This window comes from Bradyrhizobium ingae (genome assembly GCF_055791185.1).
Genome location: NZ_JBVUBB010000027.1, coordinates 62,420 through 83,799, shown reverse-complemented (window position 1 = coordinate 83,799; position 21,380 = coordinate 62,420). Strand labels below are relative to the sequence as shown.

At 57.7% G+C, this 21,380-nt stretch carries 15 protein-coding genes and 1 pseudogene; 13 read left to right on the top strand and 3 right to left on the bottom strand.

The features are described from left to right. Window positions 1-135: 135 nt before the first annotated feature. From ACV1FX_RS29850 to ACV1FX_RS29835, 4 genes are all read left to right on the top strand, one after another. Window positions 136-1,542: an AAA family ATPase gene (locus ACV1FX_RS29850; RefSeq protein ID WP_473121132.1), complete on the top strand. Its 1,407-nt coding sequence runs from the start codon at window positions 136-138 to the stop codon at window positions 1,540-1,542. Between the two features lie 361 nt (window positions 1,543-1,903). Next, window positions 1,904-2,485, top strand: coding sequence for an ATP-binding domain-containing protein (locus ACV1FX_RS29845; protein WP_473121131.1), 582 nt, complete (start codon window positions 1,904-1,906; stop codon window positions 2,483-2,485). Then, window positions 2,406-2,795, top strand: coding sequence for a hypothetical protein (locus ACV1FX_RS29840; RefSeq protein WP_473121165.1), 390 nt, complete (start codon window positions 2,406-2,408; stop codon window positions 2,793-2,795). Before ACV1FX_RS29845 ends, ACV1FX_RS29840 begins: the two co-directional genes overlap by 80 nt. A 201-nt stretch (window positions 2,796-2,996) precedes the next feature. Continuing rightward, a complete protein-coding gene (locus ACV1FX_RS29835; RefSeq protein WP_473121130.1) occupies window positions 2,997-3,569 on the top strand; it encodes a serine/threonine protein kinase in 573 nt (190 codons plus the stop codon). A 661-nt stretch (window positions 3,570-4,230) separates the two neighbouring features. Here the strand turns inward: ACV1FX_RS29835 and ACV1FX_RS29830 are convergent. Continuing rightward, window positions 4,231-5,811 carry a Fic family protein gene (locus ACV1FX_RS29830; protein ID WP_473121129.1) on the bottom strand — a complete coding sequence of 527 codons (1,581 nt, stop codon included), beginning with the start codon at window positions 5,809-5,811 and terminating at the stop codon, window positions 4,231-4,233. A gap of 716 nt (window positions 5,812-6,527) precedes the next feature. On the opposite strand from ACV1FX_RS29830, the gene ACV1FX_RS29825 reads away from it, so the two are divergent. The 8 genes and pseudogenes from ACV1FX_RS29825 (at window position 6,528) to ACV1FX_RS29790 (ending at window position 17,788) form a co-directional block, all read left to right on the top strand. Continuing rightward, a complete protein-coding gene (locus tag ACV1FX_RS29825) occupies window positions 6,528-8,603 on the top strand; it encodes a methyl-accepting chemotaxis protein (protein WP_473121128.1) in 2,076 nt (691 codons plus the stop codon). A gap of 63 nt (window positions 8,604-8,666) precedes the next feature. Beyond that, a complete protein-coding gene (locus tag ACV1FX_RS29820; protein WP_473121127.1) occupies window positions 8,667-8,972 on the top strand; it encodes a hypothetical protein in 306 nt (101 codons plus the stop codon). 854 nt (window positions 8,973-9,826) lie between these two features. Then, window positions 9,827-10,207: a Nif11 family protein gene (locus ACV1FX_RS29815; protein WP_473121126.1), complete on the top strand. Its 381-nt coding sequence runs from the start codon at window positions 9,827-9,829 to the stop codon at window positions 10,205-10,207. Between the two features lie 131 nt (window positions 10,208-10,338). After that, window positions 10,339-11,797 (top strand): annotated as a pseudogene (locus tag ACV1FX_RS29810) (radical SAM family RiPP maturation amino acid epimerase). A gap of 786 nt (window positions 11,798-12,583) precedes the next feature. Further along, window positions 12,584-13,456 carry a 3-methyl-2-oxobutanoate hydroxymethyltransferase gene (gene panB / locus ACV1FX_RS29805; RefSeq protein WP_473121125.1) on the top strand — a complete coding sequence of 291 codons (873 nt, stop codon included), beginning with the start codon at window positions 12,584-12,586 and terminating at the stop codon, window positions 13,454-13,456. A 14-nt stretch (window positions 13,457-13,470) separates the two neighbouring features. After that, window positions 13,471-14,325: a pantoate--beta-alanine ligase gene (gene panC, locus ACV1FX_RS29800; RefSeq protein ID WP_473121124.1), complete on the top strand. Its 855-nt coding sequence runs from the start codon at window positions 13,471-13,473 to the stop codon at window positions 14,323-14,325. Window positions 14,326-16,153: 1,828 nt separating this feature from the next. Continuing rightward, complete coding sequence (locus ACV1FX_RS29795) at window positions 16,154-17,089, top strand: S1/P1 nuclease (protein ID WP_473121123.1); 936 nt, start codon at window positions 16,154-16,156, stop codon at window positions 17,087-17,089. Window positions 17,090-17,584: 495 nt separating this feature from the next. Further along, on the top strand, window positions 17,585-17,788 hold the full coding sequence (locus tag ACV1FX_RS29790; protein ID WP_254103373.1) for a hypothetical protein: 204 nt from the start codon (window positions 17,585-17,587) through the stop codon (window positions 17,786-17,788). Between the two features lie 509 nt (window positions 17,789-18,297). Here ACV1FX_RS29790 and ACV1FX_RS29785 read toward each other — a convergent pair. Both ACV1FX_RS29785 and ACV1FX_RS29780 read right to left on the bottom strand, forming a co-directional pair. Beyond that, window positions 18,298-18,459: a hypothetical protein gene (locus ACV1FX_RS29785; RefSeq protein ID WP_473121122.1), complete on the bottom strand. Its 162-nt coding sequence runs from the start codon at window positions 18,457-18,459 to the stop codon at window positions 18,298-18,300. Between the two features lie 219 nt (window positions 18,460-18,678). Beyond that, window positions 18,679-19,716 carry a cytochrome-c peroxidase gene (locus tag ACV1FX_RS29780; RefSeq protein WP_473121162.1) on the bottom strand — a complete coding sequence of 346 codons (1,038 nt, stop codon included), beginning with the start codon at window positions 19,714-19,716 and terminating at the stop codon, window positions 18,679-18,681. An 895-nt stretch (window positions 19,717-20,611) separates the two neighbouring features. On the opposite strand from ACV1FX_RS29780, the gene ACV1FX_RS29775 reads away from it, so the two are divergent. Then, entirely contained in the window at window positions 20,612-21,316 is a 705-nt protein-coding gene (locus tag ACV1FX_RS29775; protein WP_473121121.1) for a lytic polysaccharide monooxygenase, read from the top strand. The last annotated feature ends 64 nt before the right edge of the window (window positions 21,317-21,380 follow it).

Sequence of the window (21,380 nt, the reverse complement as noted above, 5' to 3'; positions counted from 1 at the left end):
TCGCGGGGAGAGGAATAGTCCATTGCACGACCAATGGCTCCAGGCAAGCGAGCATGAAATATTTGGCCTAGCGGGTCGGCTTTCGTGGTGCCGCCAGGATTGCACGGAGCGGGCGTGCGACACATAACGATTCGAATGGCGTGGCACGACAGCGGCTGGGACGGCACGATCTGCCGTGATCCGGCCGGCCGCTCCTACGGGCGAGATGCAAAGCACAAGAACACGGTGCGGGACGCGAGGGCAGGATTCCGCGATCACCGCGCACTCATCCCCGTATTGAAGAAGCTGAGCCTGTTTTCGCTTACGCCCCGTCAAGTTGCGCGAATCCTGTTCCCTGATATCGACGGACCGCATGCGCTTGGCGGAAAGACCTTTACGACCGCAGAGCTAGCCGCAAATCCGTTTCTCCTGTGCGAACAATACGTCGCCTCCATTGAGGTTGATAAGGAACGCTCCGCCGATCTCGACCGCGAACAGCGCACGGATGGCCCGATCGACTACTTTACCATCGATATCGGGATGTTCCCCGACAGCCGCTATATGGAGAAGAACGACGAGCTGCAGGACTTCACCGTGGCGGGTCCCGAAAGGCTCCGGGCTTTCTCAATCGAGGCTTTGCGTCGCAACGAGAGTCTGGGACACAGCTTCGCGCCGCTGTCCGTGCTTATTGAAGAGGCGTCTGCTCACCCGCTCTTTTATCGTGATAAGATCGCCCTGCGATCCGATCAGTTTCTGTCGCCCGAAGCGATGAAGCATTTCGCCGATCGTATCTTTGTCAGGGAAATCGGTGGCGATCAGTTCTTCTATCTGCACGAGACGAAGCAATCCGAGGAGATCGTCAACAGGTGCGTCACCGTATGTCTCGCCGCTCCTGACCGCCGTGTCGATGTCAAATGGATCGCTGCGCATCTTGACGCCGAGGCATCGCAACTCTCGGGTAAGATCGAGCAGTTCGATGTCGAGTCCTTCAAGGGGGAACGCCGTCAGCTGATGGAAGGCGTCTTGCGCCGCCGCTTCTACTGTGTGACGGGGCGGCCCGGTTCGGGCAAGACGCAGGCACTTCGCGCGCTGTTAGACCGTCTGGAGAGCATCGGTGAGACCGCGACGGTACTGGCACCCACCGGAAAAGCAGCCCTGCGCCTTAACGAAGGATCGGCTCCCGGCACGAACTGGAAGGCCGAGACGATCGATCACTGGATTTTCCGCGCGGGTCTGGCGTCCTATATCGATGGCCGCGCTGCGCTGAAGGACATGCAGCGCAGCGAAAAATTTCAGACCACCGACAACATCATTATCGACGAAATGTCGATGGTTGACTTGCCCCATCTCGCGCTCGTGTTCCGCGCCCTTGAGGTCCATCAGGCCGACTCGATCAATCGCATCATTCTCGTGGGCGACGAGAACCAGCTTCCGCCCATCGGATGCGGGCGGCCGTTCTATGACATCATCAATTTTCTACGCGAGGGACGCGGGGCGAGAGACGCGCAATCTCATCCGGCTCACAACAAACTGCCGGCAACAGTACGACCAGACGGTGCTTGATGCGGCACATCTTTTCGCGGGAAAGAATCGCTATCACACCGATTTATGGGAGCGCTTGCTTGCAGGCGGGCGCATAAGCGACTTTCTGCGTGTCGAATATTGGGAAGACGCCGAAGAGCTTCAAAAGATGGTGCGGGAGCATATGGACGATCTCCTTGCTCGCGTCGTTCGCCGATCGCAAGGTCCTTTCAGACGAGAAAGCCTTCAATAAGATGCTCGGCCTCTACGATAACGGCTTTGTCCCGCAAGCCGACGCGCGTCGAGCTCGCGCTCGACCGCGCGCAACTGCTATCGCCTTATCGCGGAGGACCGTCGGGCTCATTGGGCCTGAGTGATTACATGCGCGGTCAATTCCGCCACGATGTGTGGCCGGATAAGCGCTTTCGCGATACGGCCCTTCGCGCATTCCGACAAGGTCATCAGGATCAAGTACTGGTACGCCTGGAACAATGAACGTAGGGGTATGGAACTGCGGCTTTCGAACGGATCGATAGGCGTTCTTTGCAACAACAAGGATGAACGCAAGGCTTATTTCCCCGAATCAAGATGGCCCGTGTCCTGGGACCGCATGGACGAAGAGGATTTCGAGCTTTCTTACGCTATTACTGTGCACAAGTCGCAGGGCAGCGAGTTCGATGAGGTGCTGGTGGTTCTGCCCGAGCGGCACGCGCTGTTGTCACGCGAGCTGGTTTACACTGCGCTGACGCGGTCGACATCGAGGCTCACGCTTCTCGTTCAGAAAACCCCGCGCGTAAATCCGTTGCGGGTTGCTAGAGAGCATTCAGATCTGCTCCTGCGAAATAGTTCTGTGTTCGCTGATCCTGTTGACGCGCGGATTTACGAGCCCGAACCCGAGCGTAACAGTGCAGTCGAAGGTCGAGTATGTGATTTACAAGGCCCTTCAGGAAGCGCGCGTGGCAGGCCGGCTCAGCTTCGAATATGAGGGCGAGTTGGAGCTTGAGATCGACGGGCGCCGGATCGTGGTGCATCCCGATTTCACCGTCACCTGTGGTGGGAGGACAGTGTTCTGGGAGCATCTCGGGATGCTTGATCGCCGGGATTACGCGGCCTCTTGGCGGAGCCGGGTTGCCGGATATCGTGCCGAAGGACTTGCAGACACTCTCTTGACGACGGATGACCTTGAAGGCTTGCGCGACGAGCGTCTACTGGCAGTCATCGAAGATATTGTGAAGAGCACGCTGAGCGGTGATCCCGACACCAAAGAATTTTCAGAACATCATTATAGTTTGTAGGCGCGACGGAAAGTGTTTCCTGCAGGGCAAGTAGACGAGCGCCTTGCCCGACCTCGCAACCGCGCAGCACGCGCAGAGTCGTGTGTTCGGCTAGTGCGGCTCTTTCCGCTCCAGTATCACCATGGTACAAGGATAGAATAGATTGCGAGCGCTCGGAAACCGGAGCTGTCTCGCTTCATCAGGCTCGGGGGACCTTCAACGTTGGATACCAGCGTCAATACGGCCGCAGGTTCAATGATCGCCGGCCGTTACGTTCTCACAAATGAGCCAATCAGACACGGAGGAATGTCGACAGTCGCCAAGGCCTTCGACCTGCAGACCAATAGGTTTTGTGCAATTAAGCGAATGATGGGAGACTCCGAAGGAGACTCGCGGTGGAAGGACAGCTTCAATCGGGAGTACAGAGCACTGAATGAGCTCTCCCAGCATCCGAATATTGTCGAGCTGCTAGATGCTGGGTCTGACGATGTCGGCTTTTATTTGGTGCTCGAATGGGTGCCCGACAATTTGGTCGACCTGATTGCAAATCGCGGACCATTGGAATGGCGGGAATTTTATCAGGCGATTGGACGCCCCATTCTCGATGCTTTGGTGTATGCGCAAAGTCGGAGCTGGAATCATAGAGACATAAAGCCGCAAAACATCCTCCTCGACCAGCACGGAGTACCCAAGCTTTCTGACTACGGAATCGCAAAGCAATTCGAACAACCGCAAACGGCGCGGGCTTGGAAAGCCGGAAACGTTCGATTTCTTAGGGTTCACCCTTGTTTGTAGTAAATCACGACGAGGGCGATTTCTCCTCAATCAGCGCTCTCGTAGCGACCGCTTGAAGGCGAAACTCAAGGATGTGTCGAACGAGCTGCGGCACCGAATGCATCAGTCAATCCCAGAGCAGGGGAAATGGCTGAAGCAAATCATTACCGGCTACTTCGCGTACCACGCAGTGCCGACGAACTCGGCTGCACTGGTCGCCTTTCGGGACGAGATCATAGCGCGGTGGCGACGGGTCCTCCTTCGCCGGAGTCAAAAGAGCGCTCTCACTTGGACCCGAATGACGAAGCTGGCGAATGACTGGCTCCCAAAGCCGCGAATCCTTCACCCCCTGGCCAAACCAGCGATTCGCCGTCAAACACCCGAGGTAAGAGCCGTATGCATCAACGTGCACGTACGGATCCATCCGGGGGCGCGGGGCAACTCGCGTCCCTACCGGGACCCACGAAAATGCTCGACTAGTTAGCATTCTGGCCAGCACGTCCAGCAGCAGTGGCTGCGGCCAGGTGCTTCTGCCTGCAAAGCCAGAGCCAGGATGTTGATGCTGCTGCTGGTGGCGATGATCAGATTGCGATGCGCTCCCTGATCCCGATGACGCCGGTTAGGGCGATGATCGCGGCGATCATCGCGGTAACCACAGAGCAGCGCATCCCCGCGCGCTTGCTTAGTCGAGTTTAGCCGGTGCCTGGACTTCTCCCGGACGGCTCCGCCGCGGAGGAGGTGGTTCAAGCCGGCAGCAATCTGCCAGGAAGGCCGCGAACGAAGCGATGTTGCCTTGTACGCTCGCGCTCTCCAACGCCTTCATGTACTCGTCGCGTCTGTCGACGGGGATGATGGTCCAAGGCAGTCCTCCCGATGCCATCATGACATTCATGAGAAAGCGTCCTGTTCGACCATTACCGTCGGGAAGGGGATGTATGAAGGTGAACATGAAGTGTCCGAGGACGGCTCTCACGCGCGGATCCTTCTCTTCCTTCAGGCAGTCCAGAAAGGCCTCCATGGCGTCGGGCACCGATTCCCATGCGACCGGCGTATGACCGGAGTTCCTGATGAAGACGAAGTGAGTGCGGTAGCCCGCAAGATTTTCGGGCTTGACGATGCCTGCCTGGACTGAAGGCTGAAAGAGAGCCCGGTACCAGTTGAGGTGCTCCCGATCGGTGATCTCGGCCGCATCCTCGCCGTTAAGCACGCGAACCACCGAGGCGCGGACCAGTTGAAACGCATCCCAGTACCCCTTCGCGGCCATCGCATCCTTTTGCTTACGGTCTCCATCGCTGCCGTCAGGATCCCAATTCCCGGTCCTGACCTTCTCGATCAGGTCCTCGGTGACCGAATAGCCTTCGATGGAAAGCGAGTGATATGCATCCGAGGTGTACCGCTCATCGATTGCCGTCAGATATCCGTCGTGATCGTTGATGCGGCGCGGCTCGATCTTGAAATTCTCAAGCACCTTCTCACGCATTTCCGCCCACATGAGGCGGACCCGCGTCATAATCGGCGGCGTGGCCCGGATGGGGAGTTGCATCGGGACCGATGCCTTGAACGGATCGGTGTCTTCCCTGACGTCGTGGCCGGCCGATGTCATCGTGGTGATGATCTCGTCGGCGGCTCGAGCATTGCCCAGCAGTCGGTACGCCCCGGCAATCCGCCCCGCCACGGTCGCATGTCCGCCCTCAAGGAGAACCTTCGAGATCGGGCTCACATTCCTCAGTGATCCGAGCACGGCGATGAGGTCGTTCTTCTGAGTCTGCCAGAAGACGGGCGCAGCAGCGCAGATAGCCTCTGGCGCCGGGAAGGTCCGCACGCCGGCGGTCTCGATCGGCGTCACCGGTAGTTGGGGCACTTTGTAAAGATAAAGAGAAGTGCCGTGGAGGAGGGCCTGTGTCTGGTTATTGGCCGACGGCGCCGCAACGACCACCTGTTTGGGAATGTTAAGATTTGCGGCCAGCAGGGGAATTGAGCTTTCCGCCGAGAGGACCCAGTCGCTCTTGAAGCGCTCGTCGCAATAGGCCCGGCAGAACTCCCAGAAAGACGAATACCAGAAGGTGCTGTCGCCCGACCTTTCCTCCAGGCGCGTCATCAGGACCCATCCCTTGATGATCTCCTTCAGGAACCCGGCCCCCAGCAGCCGCTCGCGGTGAGTGCGCGAAAGCTCCTCACTTTGGAAAATTCGTCGCTTGCCGCCATTGCTGAGGTTCTTCAGTTCGGTGAGGGACTGAGCGAGTTTTTCGTGGAGGGAGGGCATTTTGAACTCCCGGGGTTCGATAGTTTGGTGTTGTGTTGTTACAATAACATTATGCTGATCAATTACAATAATAATATGTTGCGCGATCTCAATAAAAATATGTTGTGCAATTACAATAGCTCTCTGGAACAGTGGCCAATAGCCTCGCCCGAGATGGGATTCCGGGACGATGAGACTCAAACTCTCTCTACAGTTCCAACCTATCCAAAGCATCTGGGCGCCAAAAGGCGGCCAACATCCAGCCGCGTTGCCCGCCCACATCACTACCAAAATACCTCAAAGTAATACGCCGTTGGCGCCCACACTGGCCGGAAAGGGGGGCTCAACGGGCCCAAAATGGCATGAAAACGGATCAAGCCCACAATTTTCCAGATCCTGTTGAGTACGCGAGCGCGACCGTTCTATCAGCGCTTCTAGTGCCGCTGGCACGCCCTAGCGGAGGGAGTGAATCCTGCGCAACCATGCCAAAAATCGCTCAATTTATGCGCGAGCTGCCACCCGCGGTACGAGTCTGCAGCTAGATGACGTGATATGCCGATCTCGCAATCGTTCTTTGCATTGTCGACGATCGGTGAATCGGCGAAGCGAACACGTTGAGCCTGCGGACGCGAAAGAAGACCGCAAAAGCAAACTGCCCCTCCACTCTTCTCACGGGACGCGATCGATCCCGGTCTCTTCGTCAACCTTGTGTAACAAACCCAACCTAGAGGTTGCGAATGGTCGGCATCTCCCCGAGCTCACGTTTCGAGCGTGCTGATCAGAAGCGCGCCGGAAATGTTCACGGATTGATTTGCAATTTGATGTCCGCCTCAACGGCGACGAAACGGTTGATATTTCCAATTCTTCGTCGACTTCGGCCAAGCCTGCGAACCAAGATCGCCCTGCTTGGAATAGTGGGCGTGCTTGTCACAGGGGCCACTTGCATCGTTGGGCTCAACTATGTTGCTCAGGTACAGCGCGAGGCAGATCAGAGCATCCATCTTCGCGCTCACTTGGCTGCGCTCTCAGAGGCGTTTCTTGAATCGCAGCAGCTCGCGCTGGAGTTTCTTCGAGGGCACGATGAAGCGTTGATCGCGCGGCACGCCCAAGGCATCAGGAAGGAACTAGCCGACCTCGATCAGATCGAGAAGTATGTTGCCTCCTTGCCAGAGGGCGATCCCCTGAAGGACGTATCCTTCCTGCGCGCCGGAATCGGCCTTTATGCAACGCGTTTCAACAACATCGTGTCAGCCCAGCGCGTGCTCGGGTTCGCCGAGAGTGATGGCCTCCAGGGCAGGCTGCGCGATGCCGTGCATCAGGCCGAATCCCGGCTTGTGCAGTTCAATCAGCCGCAGCTAACCGTGTTGATGCTGATGATGCGACGCCACGAAAAGGACTTCATGCTGCGGCGCGAGGAGAAATATGGCGATGAACTGGACAAGCGGGTCGCCGAGTTCGGAACCGCACTGGCGTCTTCCGAGTTGGCGCCAGCCACCAAAGTGGAACTGAAGACGCTCATTGATTCGTACCGAGCTAGTTTCGTAGCCTTCTTGGTTGCCCAACAGGCATTGGATGACCAGGTTGATGATCTCGGGCAGATCTACGGTCGCAATCATCCTCTCCTGTTGAAAGCGATCGCTGCAGCTGATGCCAGTTCTGCCGCATCGCAAGAGCGTGCCTCGCGAATCCGCCAGATGCTGGGCTGGGGAATTGGGCTTGCCACACTCGCAATCGGCTTCATTGCGATTTTTGTCGGGCAGGGCATGGCTCGGCTGATCACTCGCATGACTCAAGCGATGCGCGAGCTGGCGGCTGGGCAATTCGAGGTGACCCTACCTGGACTTGGCCGCTCGGACGAGATTGGTGAGATGGCGAGGGCCGTGGAATCGTTCAAGCACAAATTGAGAGAAAAGGCGCAAGCCGAGCTTGTAGCGAGTCGTGAACAGGATCGCTTGGCGGGAATGCGACGGAAGGCGGACCTTGAGAAGATTGCCAGGACCTTTGAAAATGCAGTAAGCGGCGTCATCGACACACTGTCGTCCGCCTCGACCGAGCTGGAGGCGTCCGCTAGTAGTCTGACCGACACGGCGCACAATACGCAGGAAGTCTCGCGCAAGGTCGCCTCCGCCTCGGAGGAAGCGTCAGGCAATGTTCAGATTGTCTCTGCACTTACCGTGGAGATGATCGCGTCTGCTACGGAGGTTACACGCCGGGTCGAGCAATCTGCAGAAATCGCAAGAAGCGCCGTGCTTCAGGCGGAAGAGACCGACCGACGAATAAAGCACCTGTCGGCTGCTGCGCTAAGGGTTGGTGGCGTGGTCGAGGTGATCGCCGCAATTGCCAGGCAAACAAACCTTTTGGCTCTTAACGCAACGATCGAGGCGGCACGCGCGGGTAAAGCCGGCCGCGGCTTTGCCGTTGTTGCGCACGAGGTAAAGTCGCTGGCAACACAAACAGCCAAGGCGACTTCGGAAATTGCAGAGCAAATCGCAGATATCCAAGCCGCCACAGAGGAGTCGGTCAGCGCCATCACGCAGATCAGCAGCAGTATTGGCAGGATCTCGCAAATCGGATCGAGGATTGCTGCTGCAGTCGAAGCGCAGGGTGCGGCAACCAAAGATATTGCGCAGAATATCCAACATACGGCAGAACTGTCGTCGCAGGTCGCCAGCAACATCCGGCAGGTTGCATTGAGCGCCTCGAGCACAGGCGCGTCATCCTCGCAGGTGCTGGCATCTGCGAACGAGCTCGCCCAAAGCAGCCATCATCTCAAGCTCGTCGTCGATGGCTTTCTCGCCGAGGTCAGGTCGTGATCATTTGAAATTCCTGCAGAGCTATCTGACGGTACGATTATTGTTCTCACAGGGGATTTCAGAATGCCCGCCTATCTTGCGTCATATGATTTGAAGGAGACCAATCCTGATCCGCATCCCACTTTTTTGAAGCAGGCAGCGGCGCAGGGCTGGAAACTGTGGATCCTTGGCTCGAACAACGTGCGGTATCGACTGCCGAACACAACGTTGGTGGGCATATTTGATGCTTTGGCCGTTGCCGAGGCCAGGCTCGAAGCAGCCCGCTTGGCAACAGAGAATGAAATGGGCGGCAGCGTCACGACGAGCAAGTGGATCGTTGCCGAGTACGGACCCACTCGGCTCTATTCTGACGAGCGGCAGAGCGCGTAAGACAAAGGCCGACTGAGCTATGCTGGCTGCCGAACGCTCATCACAAGCCCGGTCGGCGTCAGCGGACTCGTCGGCCAGAGGTCGCCCCTGTGCCAGCCCGCTTTCTGCATCGTTAATCTGTTAAGGCACCAATGGGCTATTTGGCAGACGGCGAGCCTTGGGGCGTTGCCGAGACGTCTCTCTATCGTATCCGCATCAGATGAATGTTGCACGGCATTCCCGGTGTGGCGGCACAATCGCAGCTCTTCTTTGCACCTGAACCAGCTTCACTGTTGATCCTGTCGGATCCCGAAAGGAAAAATCGTGCCGACGTGAAGAGCAACACAAGTGTCGTACCAAGTGCACAAAGAGACTCCGGAAAAAGCGTTCTTCATTCTATTCAATGGCTTAACCGTCAGCGATGGGGCCCGACTGCGCATCATTGTGTGCCGCACGCGACAACGCCGGCAACACGGTAGCGTACCGTACGTCGAGAGAGTCGCAAAGTTAGATCAAGAGATCCAGGACGATCAAGATGCGTTCTCACGGGCTACGACTGACTACACAGAATGCGCACCACTTCGAGTCCGGAAACAAACGGTGCCGAGTACCGGTGTAACCGAGGCGTTCGTAACGCGACTGCTTGCCCTGCTGGGCTGGACACCGACAACGAAACCTCATGAGGTGTAGTGGTCCGATTGTCTGTTCGGGGCCAAATGTTGGTAAATTGACATATGTACTGTGTCAGACAACTCGCAAGGATTGGCTACTTCACGTCGGCACGCGGCTTGCTTCGTTCACGGCATCATGCCGATCGCTCTCCGAGAGCGGGGCCGATCGATCGGCAACGTTGAGCAAAGACGCGGAGATCAGCCATGTCGCAAACTGACGTAGAGCGTTTCGTCAACGATTTGGGCAAAAGGAGCACTCTGCTTAAAAGCATCAAATCAGGTGCTACAGGTCTTGCACCGATTGTGGCGATGGGACAGAGCCTCGACTACGACTTCACGCTTGATGAGGTTAAGAGCTACATCCGAGTGGACCGCCGACAGAAGTCGATGGAGAAAAAGAACCTTGAGGCGACTGCAGGCCGTAAGCATGGTTCGAGCATTGAAACGTTGAGCTGCCTTGTACAAACCAGTGAGTTGGAAAATTCCGATACGGACCTGCCCACGAGCACTATGGAAGTCGCGGAAGTATTCCCTAGCTTCGCCGCGGTCGTTCTAGTTGTTGTTGTCGTCGTCGTGGTCGCATGAAAGCAAACCTCTTCAGGAGAGAGGCGATGCCATCAGGCCTGCAAGGTGCGGCCCTATGGGCTCACCCTTACGGTCAAGGCGAACACTGTCGACGGAGTGTTGACCGGCACACCCCCGCGCAGCGGCGCACGTTGTCACACGTCAAGCGCTTCATTGAGCGGCTGGCCGGTGACGTCGAGTTCCGCAAGGCACTTTCGGAGAACCTCGAGGCCCCTAGATCGGTAACAGAACGCTACGGCATCGAAGTCGACCCGATTGAGATGCTGCCGCTCTGGCGCTGTGGCTACCTGAAATACCGCTTCAAGCCGCAGTCGGCCCCGTGGCCGCTGGCTATGATGTGGGACGAGTTGTGCGCGAGATGTTGCGGCATCGCGACCTCCTGCGCGACCTAGGCGGAATGTCGACGATCAACCCCCGCTTTCACGCCTGGCGCGAACGCCAGATCCGGCGCTGCGACGACGAATTGGGCAGATCGGCGCGGTCGGTCACACATCCCATTATCGCTTTCGAGCTGAGCGAGGGTTGCAGCATTGGTTGCTGGTTCTGTGGACTCTCGGCCGATAGCTTCAAAGGCTATTACGAGTATAGCAAAGAGCACGCAGAGCTTTGGCGTGGCGTGGTTGGCATCGTGAGCGAGATGTTTGGTTCGGCAGCACGTACCGGCTTCTGCTACTGGGCTACAGATCCCATGGACAACCCACACTACGACCGATTTCTGTTCGACTACTATCAGATCTCGGGCGCATTGCCGCAAACAACGACGGCGGCTCCACTCAAGGATGAGGCACTCACTAGGCATGTGCTCGAGCTTTTCAATTTTCATGGCACCACGACGAATCGTTTTTCCGTGCTGAGCACAAGACACCTCAATCAGATTCATGCGGCCTTTTCGCCTGAGGAACTGATAGGGGTCGAACTCATCCTGCAGGGCAAGGAGGCGCCGATCGCAAAAGCTCTCACCGGGCGGGCGCGCGAGCGAAAGGAGAAGCTCAGGGTCACCAACAAAGATAATGCAATCGCCTTGCTGGAGCGCGACCACACGACGATCGCCTGTGTTTCCGGCTTCCTCGTCAACATGCGGCAGGGACGTTTACAACCCGTCACCCCGACACCTGGTAGCGAACGCTGGCCTCTCGGATACCGGATCCTGGGTCAAAAGTTTTTTAGGACGCCTGATGAGTTTCGGAACGGGCTGCAGAGCATGATTGACCAACATATGCACGAAAGCCCAGCTCCCGACTTGCCGATCCGCTTCCGCAGGGATCTGCAATACAAACCAGGCAACCGTTACTTCCATCTCCGCTCACGCAACAGGGAACACCGGGTGCTCGACGACGTCGCTCCGATTTCCGTCGGCCAGCAAATAGCGTCCGGCAACTACACAGCCTCGGAGCTGGTCATGCAGGTCACGACAGACGGAACGAGCGTACTTGCAATCGCCGACCTGCTCGATCAGCTATATGCGGCTGGGGTAATCGAAGAGGACCTCGATGACGCCTCCCCTGAAAGGCTGGCGACGGGATGACAAGTCAAATGGAAGGGCCATTGATCACTTCGCTTCCCACTGAGGTACTGCATCGCGTCCCTTGAACGAACTGCAGCATCTTGCCGTCTGACGACGTGCGGCCTGGTGATCAACCGCGCAAGTCGGTGAGACGCAAAGCCCACGGTGCGCATTGGTGGTGATGGCCTTGCGCTCGGCGTGTCGCCTGGCCTGTTGCTGGTGCTGGTATCCAGGCCTTTTGCGGACGTTCAGAGGGGAGACTATTTCGAGGTGTCTCGGCTGGAGGCTGTCTCGACCGGTACTGACGCCACCAGACATTCTAAGGGAAGCAGCGGCTCGTTGCCGAGAACTACGACGGGCCGACGATTGGTGTCGGTAAGCGCGGCGCAACGGGTCCTCTGCGAGGCAATTGTTCACGTGGGCGCCAGTTGGCACGCGAGGGCCACCTGAGGAATGCCTTGCCGGCGCATGTTCCTATGTAAAACCTCTCCACACCGGCTCTGGCAACGTCCCGTGCGCAGAGGCCGTCGTCCGCGTCTCCTGCCACGCGCACGAAGGCCAGAAAGGATCGACCTCGAGCCTGGGATTCATATCTATGAGGCGAGATGCCGCGGCTTCGAGCTAACACCTAGGCGAAATCCTGCCGTCAAAAAGACAGGCGACGCGCACACTGCCACGGAACAGGTCCACTATTTCCATAGTGGCCAGTAAGCGTCCTTTGATGGTCGCGCAATCATTGGATGTTTAGCGCATCTGTTCTTGACTTTTGGGGCGCACGTTAGTTGTTTCAGGCAGACATCGACAATGTTTGGTGTCTTCCCTACGAAACGACGGCTCTGGGTATGTGGGTCGGCTGACGGATTGGACCTAAGATGAGCCACATTTCGGACCGGCCTGTTGAACGCGTCACGATTCCGGTGCTGCAGCGGTGGAAGGGAGAGGGACGGCGTGTCGCAATGACCACCGCTTACGACGCTGTCACGGCACGCATCGCTGACCCCATTGCCGACATTATCCTTGTCGGGGATAGCGTTGGCAATGTCTGTCTCGGATTCGATAATACGTTGCCGGTCAGCGTGGCGATGATGAACCATCATCTCGAAGCCGTGTCGCGGACAAGGCCTCATGCCTTGCTTGTAGCCGACATGCCCTTTCTTAGCTTTCACCTCAGTCCCAAGGAGACGATCCGCAACGCCGGAGGCTTCTTGCAGCGTGGGGCCGACGCCGTGAAACTCGAGGGTGGGGCCAAGCGTGCCGAAATCGTACGCGCCTTGGTCGATTGCGAGATTCCGGTGATGGGCCATCTCGGCCTGACGCCGCAGAGCGTCAATGTTATGGGTGGTTTCAAGGTGCAAGGTCGCAACGCCGATGATGCCTTGCGTCTGCTCGACGATGCCCATCGTCTACAGGAGGCCGGATGTTTCGCTCTCGTCCTGGAAGGTATCCCGGCAGAACTCGCCGCCCGAGTGACCGAGACCCTGACTATCCCGACGATTGGAATTGGCGCTGGCCCTAGTTGTTCGGGCCAGGTACTTGTGTTCCATGACGTGCTTGGCCTGACTGAAAGCCACCGGCCAAAATTCGTTCGCACCTATGTCGATGGTTTTCAGCTATTGCAGGAGGCGCTGTCACGCTGGGCCGCAGATGTCCGCAATGGTGCATTCCCGACGCCACAAGAGTGCTATCGGCTTCCCGAAGGCTTGGGCGATGCTATCGCAAGCTGGGCGCCGTCCAATCCAACCTGAGATAAAGCTGCAACATGCAAACAGTTACGACGGTCGCTGAGCTACGGGCCGCTCTTGCAAAAGCTCGCAATTCACATCAGCGGGTCGGCTTCGTTCCGACAATGGGCTACCTGCACGACGGTCATCTGGCATTGGTCGAGGCGAGTCGTGCGCAATGCGACGTCACGGTTGTAAGCATCTTCGTCAATCCCACTCAGTTCGGGCCGAACGAAGATCTCAGCACCTATCCGCGTTCCTTTCTGCGGGATGAGAGCCTGTGTCGTGATGCCGGCGTAACCATTGTTTTTGCTCCGGATGCACGGGAGGTCTATCCGGCTCGGTTCGAGACCTTCATCGAACCCGGCGAACTCGCAAAGCCCTTGTGCGGGGCTTTCAGGCCTGGACACTTTCGCGGTGTCGCAACCGTCGTCTGCAAGCTGTTCAGCATGGTGCAGCCGGATGTCGCGTTTTTCGGACAGAAGGATTTTCAGCAATGCGCGGTCGTCCGTCGCATGGCAATTGATCTCAATCTTCCCATCGAGATCGTCACCGTGCCAACCGTTCGGGAGCCGGACAGGCTCGCCATGAGCAGCCGCAATCGCTATCTTAATAAGGAAGAGCGCCGGCGGGCTCTTGCGATCAGTCGCGGTCTGTTCGCAGCGGAGGCCGAATTTCGTGCAGGCGAACGCGAATGCGAGAAGCTTATTGCAATCGCAAGGCGGCATTTGGATGAAGTCGACCGGCTGCAATATCTCGAGCTCGTGGATGCCGACACGCTTGAGCCGGCCTCGAATCCTTTGAGCAATCCTGCTGCTCTGTGCGCGGCGGCCTATGTCGGCTCGACGCGGCTGATCGATAACGTCATCCTTAAGCCGCAAGTGAGCCCCTAGTCCGAGCGAACGGGATCGACGACGTCGCTGACAGCTCTGGAAGCAAAAGAGGGGCAACCAAGGTGCGCGATGCCCACTGGCGAGCACAAGTGCGAACGTCACAACATCAAGCATATGGTGAAGCAGGCGACCGATTGAGGGGCGGCCATACTGTTTTCTGCTCACCCAATGGGGGCGGCCCACTGTTGCAAGCGACTATGAACGGCTGAAGGTCCTCCGCCTCACAAGCTCCAATTCGGCCGGTCTTTGTCGCGTGTGTATGACGGTGATTTCTCTGCCGCCCGCAATCTCGCCTGTTCTGCATCCTGTTTTACGGAAATGCAGCAAACGCACCCGGCGGACCACGTTTGATCCGCGGTATCATCCGCATTCCTGAGGAACGTGAACCGCCTCGCCTTCGCCAAGCCAGCCACAAAGGCAACATTTCGGCCGGCCCGCAGTGACCATGCTGATCGAGCAGTTCGAGACGGATAGAACGCCACCGTTTGACAGGCGAAGGCAGCGTTAGCTCCAAGCCAGTGCTGTGACATGCATGTTCTCGGTCAATATCGTTAAAATTCGTCGGATATTGGCGATTTGGCGCCGGATTTAGGCTCAACTTCGTTATTGATTGCACTAATCAAGATTGGATGACGCTTATAGTCAGCGATCGGCGAAGCCCTCCCAATGGAGTGGTTGCTTCGCCAAAATCGGTGCCCATCAAGCGATTGCGCACGGTATGCGTACAAGCCGGAAAGCTTGGCGACCGGCCAAGTCGCGCGCGGCGTGCGCATGTAGTGCTGCGCGCAAAGCGAAGACTATCCAGCTAACGCCGACAGGAGGCTGACAATGCGAAACAGCTCGCATAATTCGGAGCATGGTTCAGCAAGGTGCTGTGCGATCTGCGGTGGAAGGTTCGGTCTGATCCGCTACTACTGCTGGCAAACGGCTCTTTGTTCCAAGAGATGCGTCGACCGCTTCAGGGGGCGGCGGGAGGCCGATTATAAATGGCTCAGCTGGTTGCGAGCGGCCTAGCACCTGGCAGCGTGTGCTACGCGGACGTTGAGAAAGACCACGCTCTTCTTTCTCGGATGCCCCAGTGGGATGCCGGATCATAGGCATTCGTTGCTGCAAGACGACCTTAAATATCCATCCAGACCGGCTCGGGACCAAGATCGGCGCGATTTCGAACGCTCGGATCGCCGACAAGATCTCAGGCCGGATGGAGACCCAAAACGGGCGCAGACTATGAAATTCATCCTCGTGAATCACAGGACCCCGCACGGCGATAAAACCTGCAGCGGATGTTCTCGGTCCTTAGGTCCAGGTTACGTGCGAGATATGCGAACGGGGCGAGGATATTGCGACTACGATTGCTATCGACGCCGTCACCTCACAGATATCGCCTTCCCTTACCTTGTACCGCGAGCCTTCTTTAGGCGCGATACGCAAGATCTCGTTCCTGTCGGACTCGGGGCCTTGCTGACTGCCGCTTCATGTTGGCTTGAGGTCGGGGTCGCCACAATGTCATGGATCAATACGGTGGCGCGTCCTGGCGAGCCCTCTACGTCCAAAAGACCTCCTTTGGCTTAAGCTCGGAGGAGTCGTGGAGACCGCGCCCGACTGGTGGTGAGTGCAGAGTTGAACTGGTTGGGAGCTTGAGTGAGCGCGCGGGAGGCAAGACCTCGACGGCTATTCGGTCCGAGCTTGTTTTGAGCTCGCTTGCAGCCCAAGCGACGTCTGCGTGGCAAGCACCATCTTTCCTTCTTTTCGATGACACGAGATGCGTATAAAGGTGTATTAACAACTTAAGCGAGCTTTTTCAATTTTCCATCAGTGAGGATTTTCCATGAAGATTCGTTTCTTGATCGCGCTGGGCTGTGCAGTGCTCGTTGGATCGTCCGCCAACGCCTGGAATAATTTCGGACATATGGAGGCAGCTGCGCTGGCCTGGAGCCAGCTGACGCCTGCCGCCAAGCAGGAAGCCACGCGCCTTCTCAAGCTCAATCCTCAATACGATGGCTGGATCCAGGGCGTGCCGGCGAGCCAGCGCGACCAGGTCGCGTTCGTCAAGGCGGCGACGTGGCCGGACCAGATCAAATCGCTCAGCGACTACCACAACGATGGCGACAGAAACGGCGATGTTGCGCCGCAGACCCCCGAAGCGTCGCAGAACATCGGCTATGCCGATCACTTCCGTCACAAATATTGGCACTTCATTGACGAACCGTTCTCGACGGATGGCACCCCATTGCAGCAGCCGCAATCGCCTAACGCGCAGACTGAGGTCGCTGTTTTCAAGAAAACGCTTGCGGATAAGACGGCATCGGACGACGTGCGCTCGTACGATCTTTCCTGGCTGCTGCATCTCATCGGTGACCTGCACCAGCCGCTGCACGCGACCTCCCGCTTTACGCACGCCGAGCAGGATGGCGACGCCGGAGGAAACGACGTCAAGATCAGTTGCACAAAATGTGGAAGCGCGAGGGAACTCCATGCGTTCTGGGATGGGTTGTTAGGACCGACCAGCGCGCCACCGCAGGATGCCATCGACGCCGCGGCGGATCTTCGGACAGTGGATAGCGGTTCGACGGATGAGAACGACTGGATCCAGGAGAGCTTCGAGATCGCCAAGAGTTCAGTGTACGCGCCGCCGATTCGGGGCGGCGACGGCCCGTACAAACTCACACGGGCTTATCAGTCAAGGGCCCACAGGATCGCCAATCAGCGGATCGCACTCGCCGGCGCCAGGATTGCGGCGATCCTCAACGATGCATTCAAATGAGCGTCCGTCACGGTGCTCATCTTAGCTCGTTGCGTACGGTGGCTCGGCACCTACGTTGTGACCGTTCGATAGGCGAGTGTTGCAACTAGATCTTATTCGCGTCCACGGCAGCTCGCCGCTTCATTTCGAGTCAGAACCTACATGCCCGCACGATGGTACGTCCATCCATTGAGGCGGTATGCTAGTGCCTTTGGAACAGCCGCGAATGATACGGTGGCGTGTTTCCCATGATCCGGCACACGCTCTGGCATTTTTCGCTTCCGTTGGGCGGGGCCGCCGCTTCTGGAGGCGGCGGCCCCTTGCCGCGAAGACGCAGGTTACGCGAGACATCGGCACCTTCGCGACCACCGCCAGGATGGGCGCGGTGAATGTACGGCGACAAGGAGCTTTGCTCGTTAGTCTTACCGATCAAGGTTTTTGCTCTTGGGATGCTGCATTCAGCTGCGTGGGCAATTATATTGGCCAATTCAGGCCAATTTTCTATTTGAGAGATAGATGTCGCATTCAGTTGAGTTGATCGTCAACGGCTATGTCAGACTAAAGGATCGTGGCGCGCTGGAGGGTCTTCTTGCGCATCGGCGGGAGCTGCTGAGGCAACTAACGAGCGTCACCGGCATCGATCCAAGTCGAGCCGTCGCGCAAGTAAGCCAAGAAATCGCAGTCATCGAAGCTGGACTTGCGACGATCGCGCCCGAGTGACGCGCGGGGCCGCCCGTTCAGTACAGGCGAGCAACGGGTGTTGGCTACCTCTGTTCATGGCCTCCACGCTCATGCGGGCTAAGCCAGCGACGCGCGAGCAGGTGATCTAGAGGCGGTAGAAAGCGGCGGACAGCGGCTTACGCTACGATGACGCTTTCTAATCAAACGAAGCGCCTCGCCGAGTATATATTGGCGCGACGACTTCGCCTTGGGTGGACCCGGACGGGGCAATGTCCGGTGTGCGGAGCCGAACGCCCTGTAGTACTATGGCAAGCAAACCCTTGCATTAAGCTTGATGTCGCCGCCGCAGGTTAATTCTGGAACCTGTATCTGCAGTCGACGTTGGCTGAACGCGAATGTCAGCGGGGGGCGAACAGCCATGGCCCGTTAGGAGAATTGATTACGACGCTGAGGCACGGCGGACATGATCCAGAGTTAAAGCTTGCCAAGCTTGCTGGAAAGCCAAGAAGTTCCCCCTCAAGATCGCACCGGGCGTCGGTCGCGCGTTCTCAGTCGCTCGGCTGCTTAGGCCGATCGAGAAGGTCGAGCGCCGTGTTTACTTGCCCAAGTTGTTGCTCGATCTTCTCGCGCTGCTTAACATCTGTAGTCGAATCGAGTTGCTCAATCAGCTTCTGCTTTCGAGCGAGCAGATTTCTAATGACCGTTGTCATCTGACCTCCGTGACGGCTCCCGATCGACCGCGCGATGCTGCATGTTCTTCGCCATGATCCCGTGCTTCTGCCGGCCGGGATAGAGACGGTCGCGATGCTTCGGGCTTGCGACGCCGCTGCCGAACGCAGCAGCGGCGTTGCAAGTAGACTGAAAAAAGGATCGACCTGACGCATAGTCCATTTGACAATGTGCGTGATCCCGTTTGGAGAAGAATGATACTATCTGGCTAAGGATGGTGGCGGCGTCTCCTTTGTGCGCATTGGCAGTATCGGATATTCGATCTTGGGGAGGCGCCCGCTCAGTGAATTAAGAAAAGCAACAATATCGTTGTTCTCCTTCTCGCTGAGCTTGGCGCCGAGCTGTACTTCGCTCATGATTTCTACGGCTTCCTTGAGAGTCCAAACTTGACCCGAATGGAAGTAGGGAGCTCGCAAGGCAACGTTGCGCAAGGGGGCGACGCGGAACACGTATTCGTCGCCGGGGGCATTGGTGACTGCGAACCGTCCCTTATCGGCTGTAGGAAGCAGTTTGATATCGGGCTTTTCGATTACACCAAACGGGAAATAATCCTGGCCGCCAATATTCAGTCCGTTATGACAGGAGGCGCAACCTTTGTTCATGAACAGCTTCAATCCCGCCTTTTGCTGGTCATCCAGAGCGTTCACGTCGCCATTCAGGTACTGGTCGAACGGAGCCGCCGGTGTCGTAAGGGTAGCTTCAAAAGCCTCGATCGCTTTGGCGAAATTGTCGAAAGTGACCGGCGGTGTATCATTCGGGAAGGCTTGCTTAAACTTACCGACATAACCTTCCATCGAGTTCAGCGTGCTCGTCACGCGGTCCGGGGTCGCATTCATTTCGACGCTCGCCTGAACGGGTCCCTTGGCTTGTGCCTTGAGATCCGGCGCGCGTCCGTCCCAGAATTGCGCGGCATTGAATACCGAATTGTAGACGGTTGGCGCTCGACGCGCCCCCTTCTGCCAACCGTGACCGACCGAGGTCGGGCCGGCGTCGACCCCGCCAGTGCCAAGATTATGGCACGTGTTGCAGCTGATGATCCCGCTCGCCGAGAGGCGAGGGTCGAAAAATAGCATCTTGCCGAGTTCAGCCTTCTCGACAGTGACAGGATTGTCCTTGACTGCGGGGATAGCCGAGGGGATCGGTTTGAAGATCTGTCTGGCCGCCCTCATCAACTCGTCATTCGCAATCGCTTGGGATGAGACGAGCACTAGGAGGGTAGCAATAGACAACTTGCGCATCACGTGAGACTTCCGCTTCTTTTGGCGCCGCTACCGAACAATAAGTCTTCAGGGCACCCACGATATGATCGCCCGCAACCATGCAGGAACTGAGCCAGCCGTCGCGCGTGAGCAGGTGTCGTGTTTCCCTGCCCGATGTCGGGTTCGCGACACGTTGGCAGTAGCGCAACACTCGTACGTTCGGCTTGGTTCGAAGCATATGGTTTCGCCGCGCTTCGAGGAGGGCAAAGCGGCACGTCAATTGCAGGACTACTGTGACAGCGCGAGACACCCGTCTTGCGAGCTCAAATTCAACTACTCAATTGGATCCGATCGATGTCACAGACGCTGCATCATTGATCTGGTCCCGTTGATTGCAGCGTCGCCGAGTTCGTCGAAGAGGGCCGCCGTCGCTCTCAACAGGTGGCTTTGGTCCCTAGCGTGTCTGGCAAATGTTGGCGAGATGAGGCCTTGGGTTCTCGCAGTTCGACAAGCCTGGCTTCCTGAAGGCCTGGATGGGTTGGTGGCGCGTCTTGGGTGTCGCAGCGCCAGCTGCTTGTGACTTGCTACATCCATGGCGCGCTTCACGCGCAGGCTGCCTCCTGATGGAGGCAGAACAAGAGCGGATGGAGAGATGTCTTAAGCGAAGTGACTTAAAATAATCACCCCGCCACCGCGGTATAGCAAAATTGCCCAGCCTGCGCGTCGTCACTCGAAAATCTTGGGGTCCCAGAGAGTTGGGTGGACTTCACCAGAGGCCCCGCAATCGCGATGTGCGTGCCGATGGCGTAGCCGGGATGGTGAGCGCCACCGAGCACTCCTCTGTCCCGCAGGGGCTGGGCTGCCTGACGGCGGACATCTACCTCGGCTTGGCGGACTTTCTTCAAATGCCCATCCGACAGTTACGAGGCAAACCATGAAGTATGTATTTCAGCGCTGGTCCAGTGCACTCTTCGGCGGCGCGGCATCATTGTTCGCCGCTGCTAGCGCGCACGCGCAAGGCCGCCTTACTGAACCTGCCTCACGCGTCGTGCTCTGTGCCGAGCACAGGAATATGGACTGTCCAATCGATTTGTGGAGGGCAAACGCGATGGAGGGCGGCAAATTCTTTCCCGCCACCAAGGGGGGTCTGCTAGACCCGATCGCACCGACCGATGTGCAGAACGCGGCGCCGCCAGCGGACGGGCACATTGCCGGCAGCAGCGTGCGCGGCGATGTGCCCTTGCTAGATGAGCAGACGCCGACGCGCTGGGAGAAGATTCGCTTGCACTCTGGCGCGAAGCAGAAGTTCAAGTGGGAATATGATGCGCCTCACCTGACACGGCGTTGGAACTACTTCATCACGCGGGCGGACTGGAATCCGTCCTCGCCGCTTACGCGCGCGCAGTTCGAAGTGAAGCCATTTTGCACAATCCAGAATGGCGGCCAGCCGTTTTGGGATCCGAATGCCAACCTGATGCCAACGGCGCCCACTGTGCACATGTGCGAGCTGCCAAGGCGCACCGGCTACCAAGTGATTTTGGCTGTGTGGGAACTCGCCAACAGCCCGATGGCGTTCTATCAGATCGTCGACGCGACCTTCGAGGAACGGAGATCGTCGAGCACCAGTGGTTCCGATTGAAGGGCGCTCTAGGCGGATCTCGCCGCCGAAATGCGGCGGTCGCTTGGCTGACCTGCAGAGATCC

Bases quoted from the DNA above. Each gene is read 5' to 3' on its own strand.
- ACV1FX_RS29850 (WP_473121132.1), top strand. From the start codon at position 136: ATGGCGTGGCACGACAGCGGCTGGGACGGCACGATCTGCCGTGATCCG.
- ACV1FX_RS29845 (WP_473121131.1), top strand. From the start codon at position 1,904: ATGTGTGGCCGGATAAGCGCTTTCGCGATACGGCCCTTCGCGCATTCC.
- ACV1FX_RS29830 (WP_473121129.1), bottom strand. From the start codon at position 5,811: ATGCCCTCCCTCCACGAAAAACTCGCTCAGTCCCTCACCGAACTGAAG.
- ACV1FX_RS29825 (WP_473121128.1), top strand. From the start codon at position 6,528: ATGGTCGGCATCTCCCCGAGCTCACGTTTCGAGCGTGCTGATCAGAAG.
- ACV1FX_RS29820 (WP_473121127.1), top strand. From the start codon at position 8,667: ATGCCCGCCTATCTTGCGTCATATGATTTGAAGGAGACCAATCCTGAT.
- ACV1FX_RS29815 (WP_473121126.1), top strand. From the start codon at position 9,827: ATGTCGCAAACTGACGTAGAGCGTTTCGTCAACGATTTGGGCAAAAGG.
- panB (WP_473121125.1), top strand. From the start codon at position 12,584: ATGAGCCACATTTCGGACCGGCCTGTTGAACGCGTCACGATTCCGGTG.
- panC (WP_473121124.1), top strand. From the start codon at position 13,471: ATGCAAACAGTTACGACGGTCGCTGAGCTACGGGCCGCTCTTGCAAAA.
- ACV1FX_RS29795 (WP_473121123.1), top strand. From the start codon at position 16,154: ATGAAGATTCGTTTCTTGATCGCGCTGGGCTGTGCAGTGCTCGTTGGA.
- ACV1FX_RS29790 (WP_254103373.1), top strand. From the start codon at position 17,585: ATGTCGCATTCAGTTGAGTTGATCGTCAACGGCTATGTCAGACTAAAG.
- ACV1FX_RS29785 (WP_473121122.1), bottom strand. From the start codon at position 18,459: ATGACAACGGTCATTAGAAATCTGCTCGCTCGAAAGCAGAAGCTGATT.
- ACV1FX_RS29780 (WP_473121162.1), bottom strand. From the start codon at position 19,716: ATGCGCAAGTTGTCTATTGCTACCCTCCTAGTGCTCGTCTCATCCCAA.
- ACV1FX_RS29775 (WP_473121121.1), top strand. From the start codon at position 20,612: ATGAAGTATGTATTTCAGCGCTGGTCCAGTGCACTCTTCGGCGGCGCG.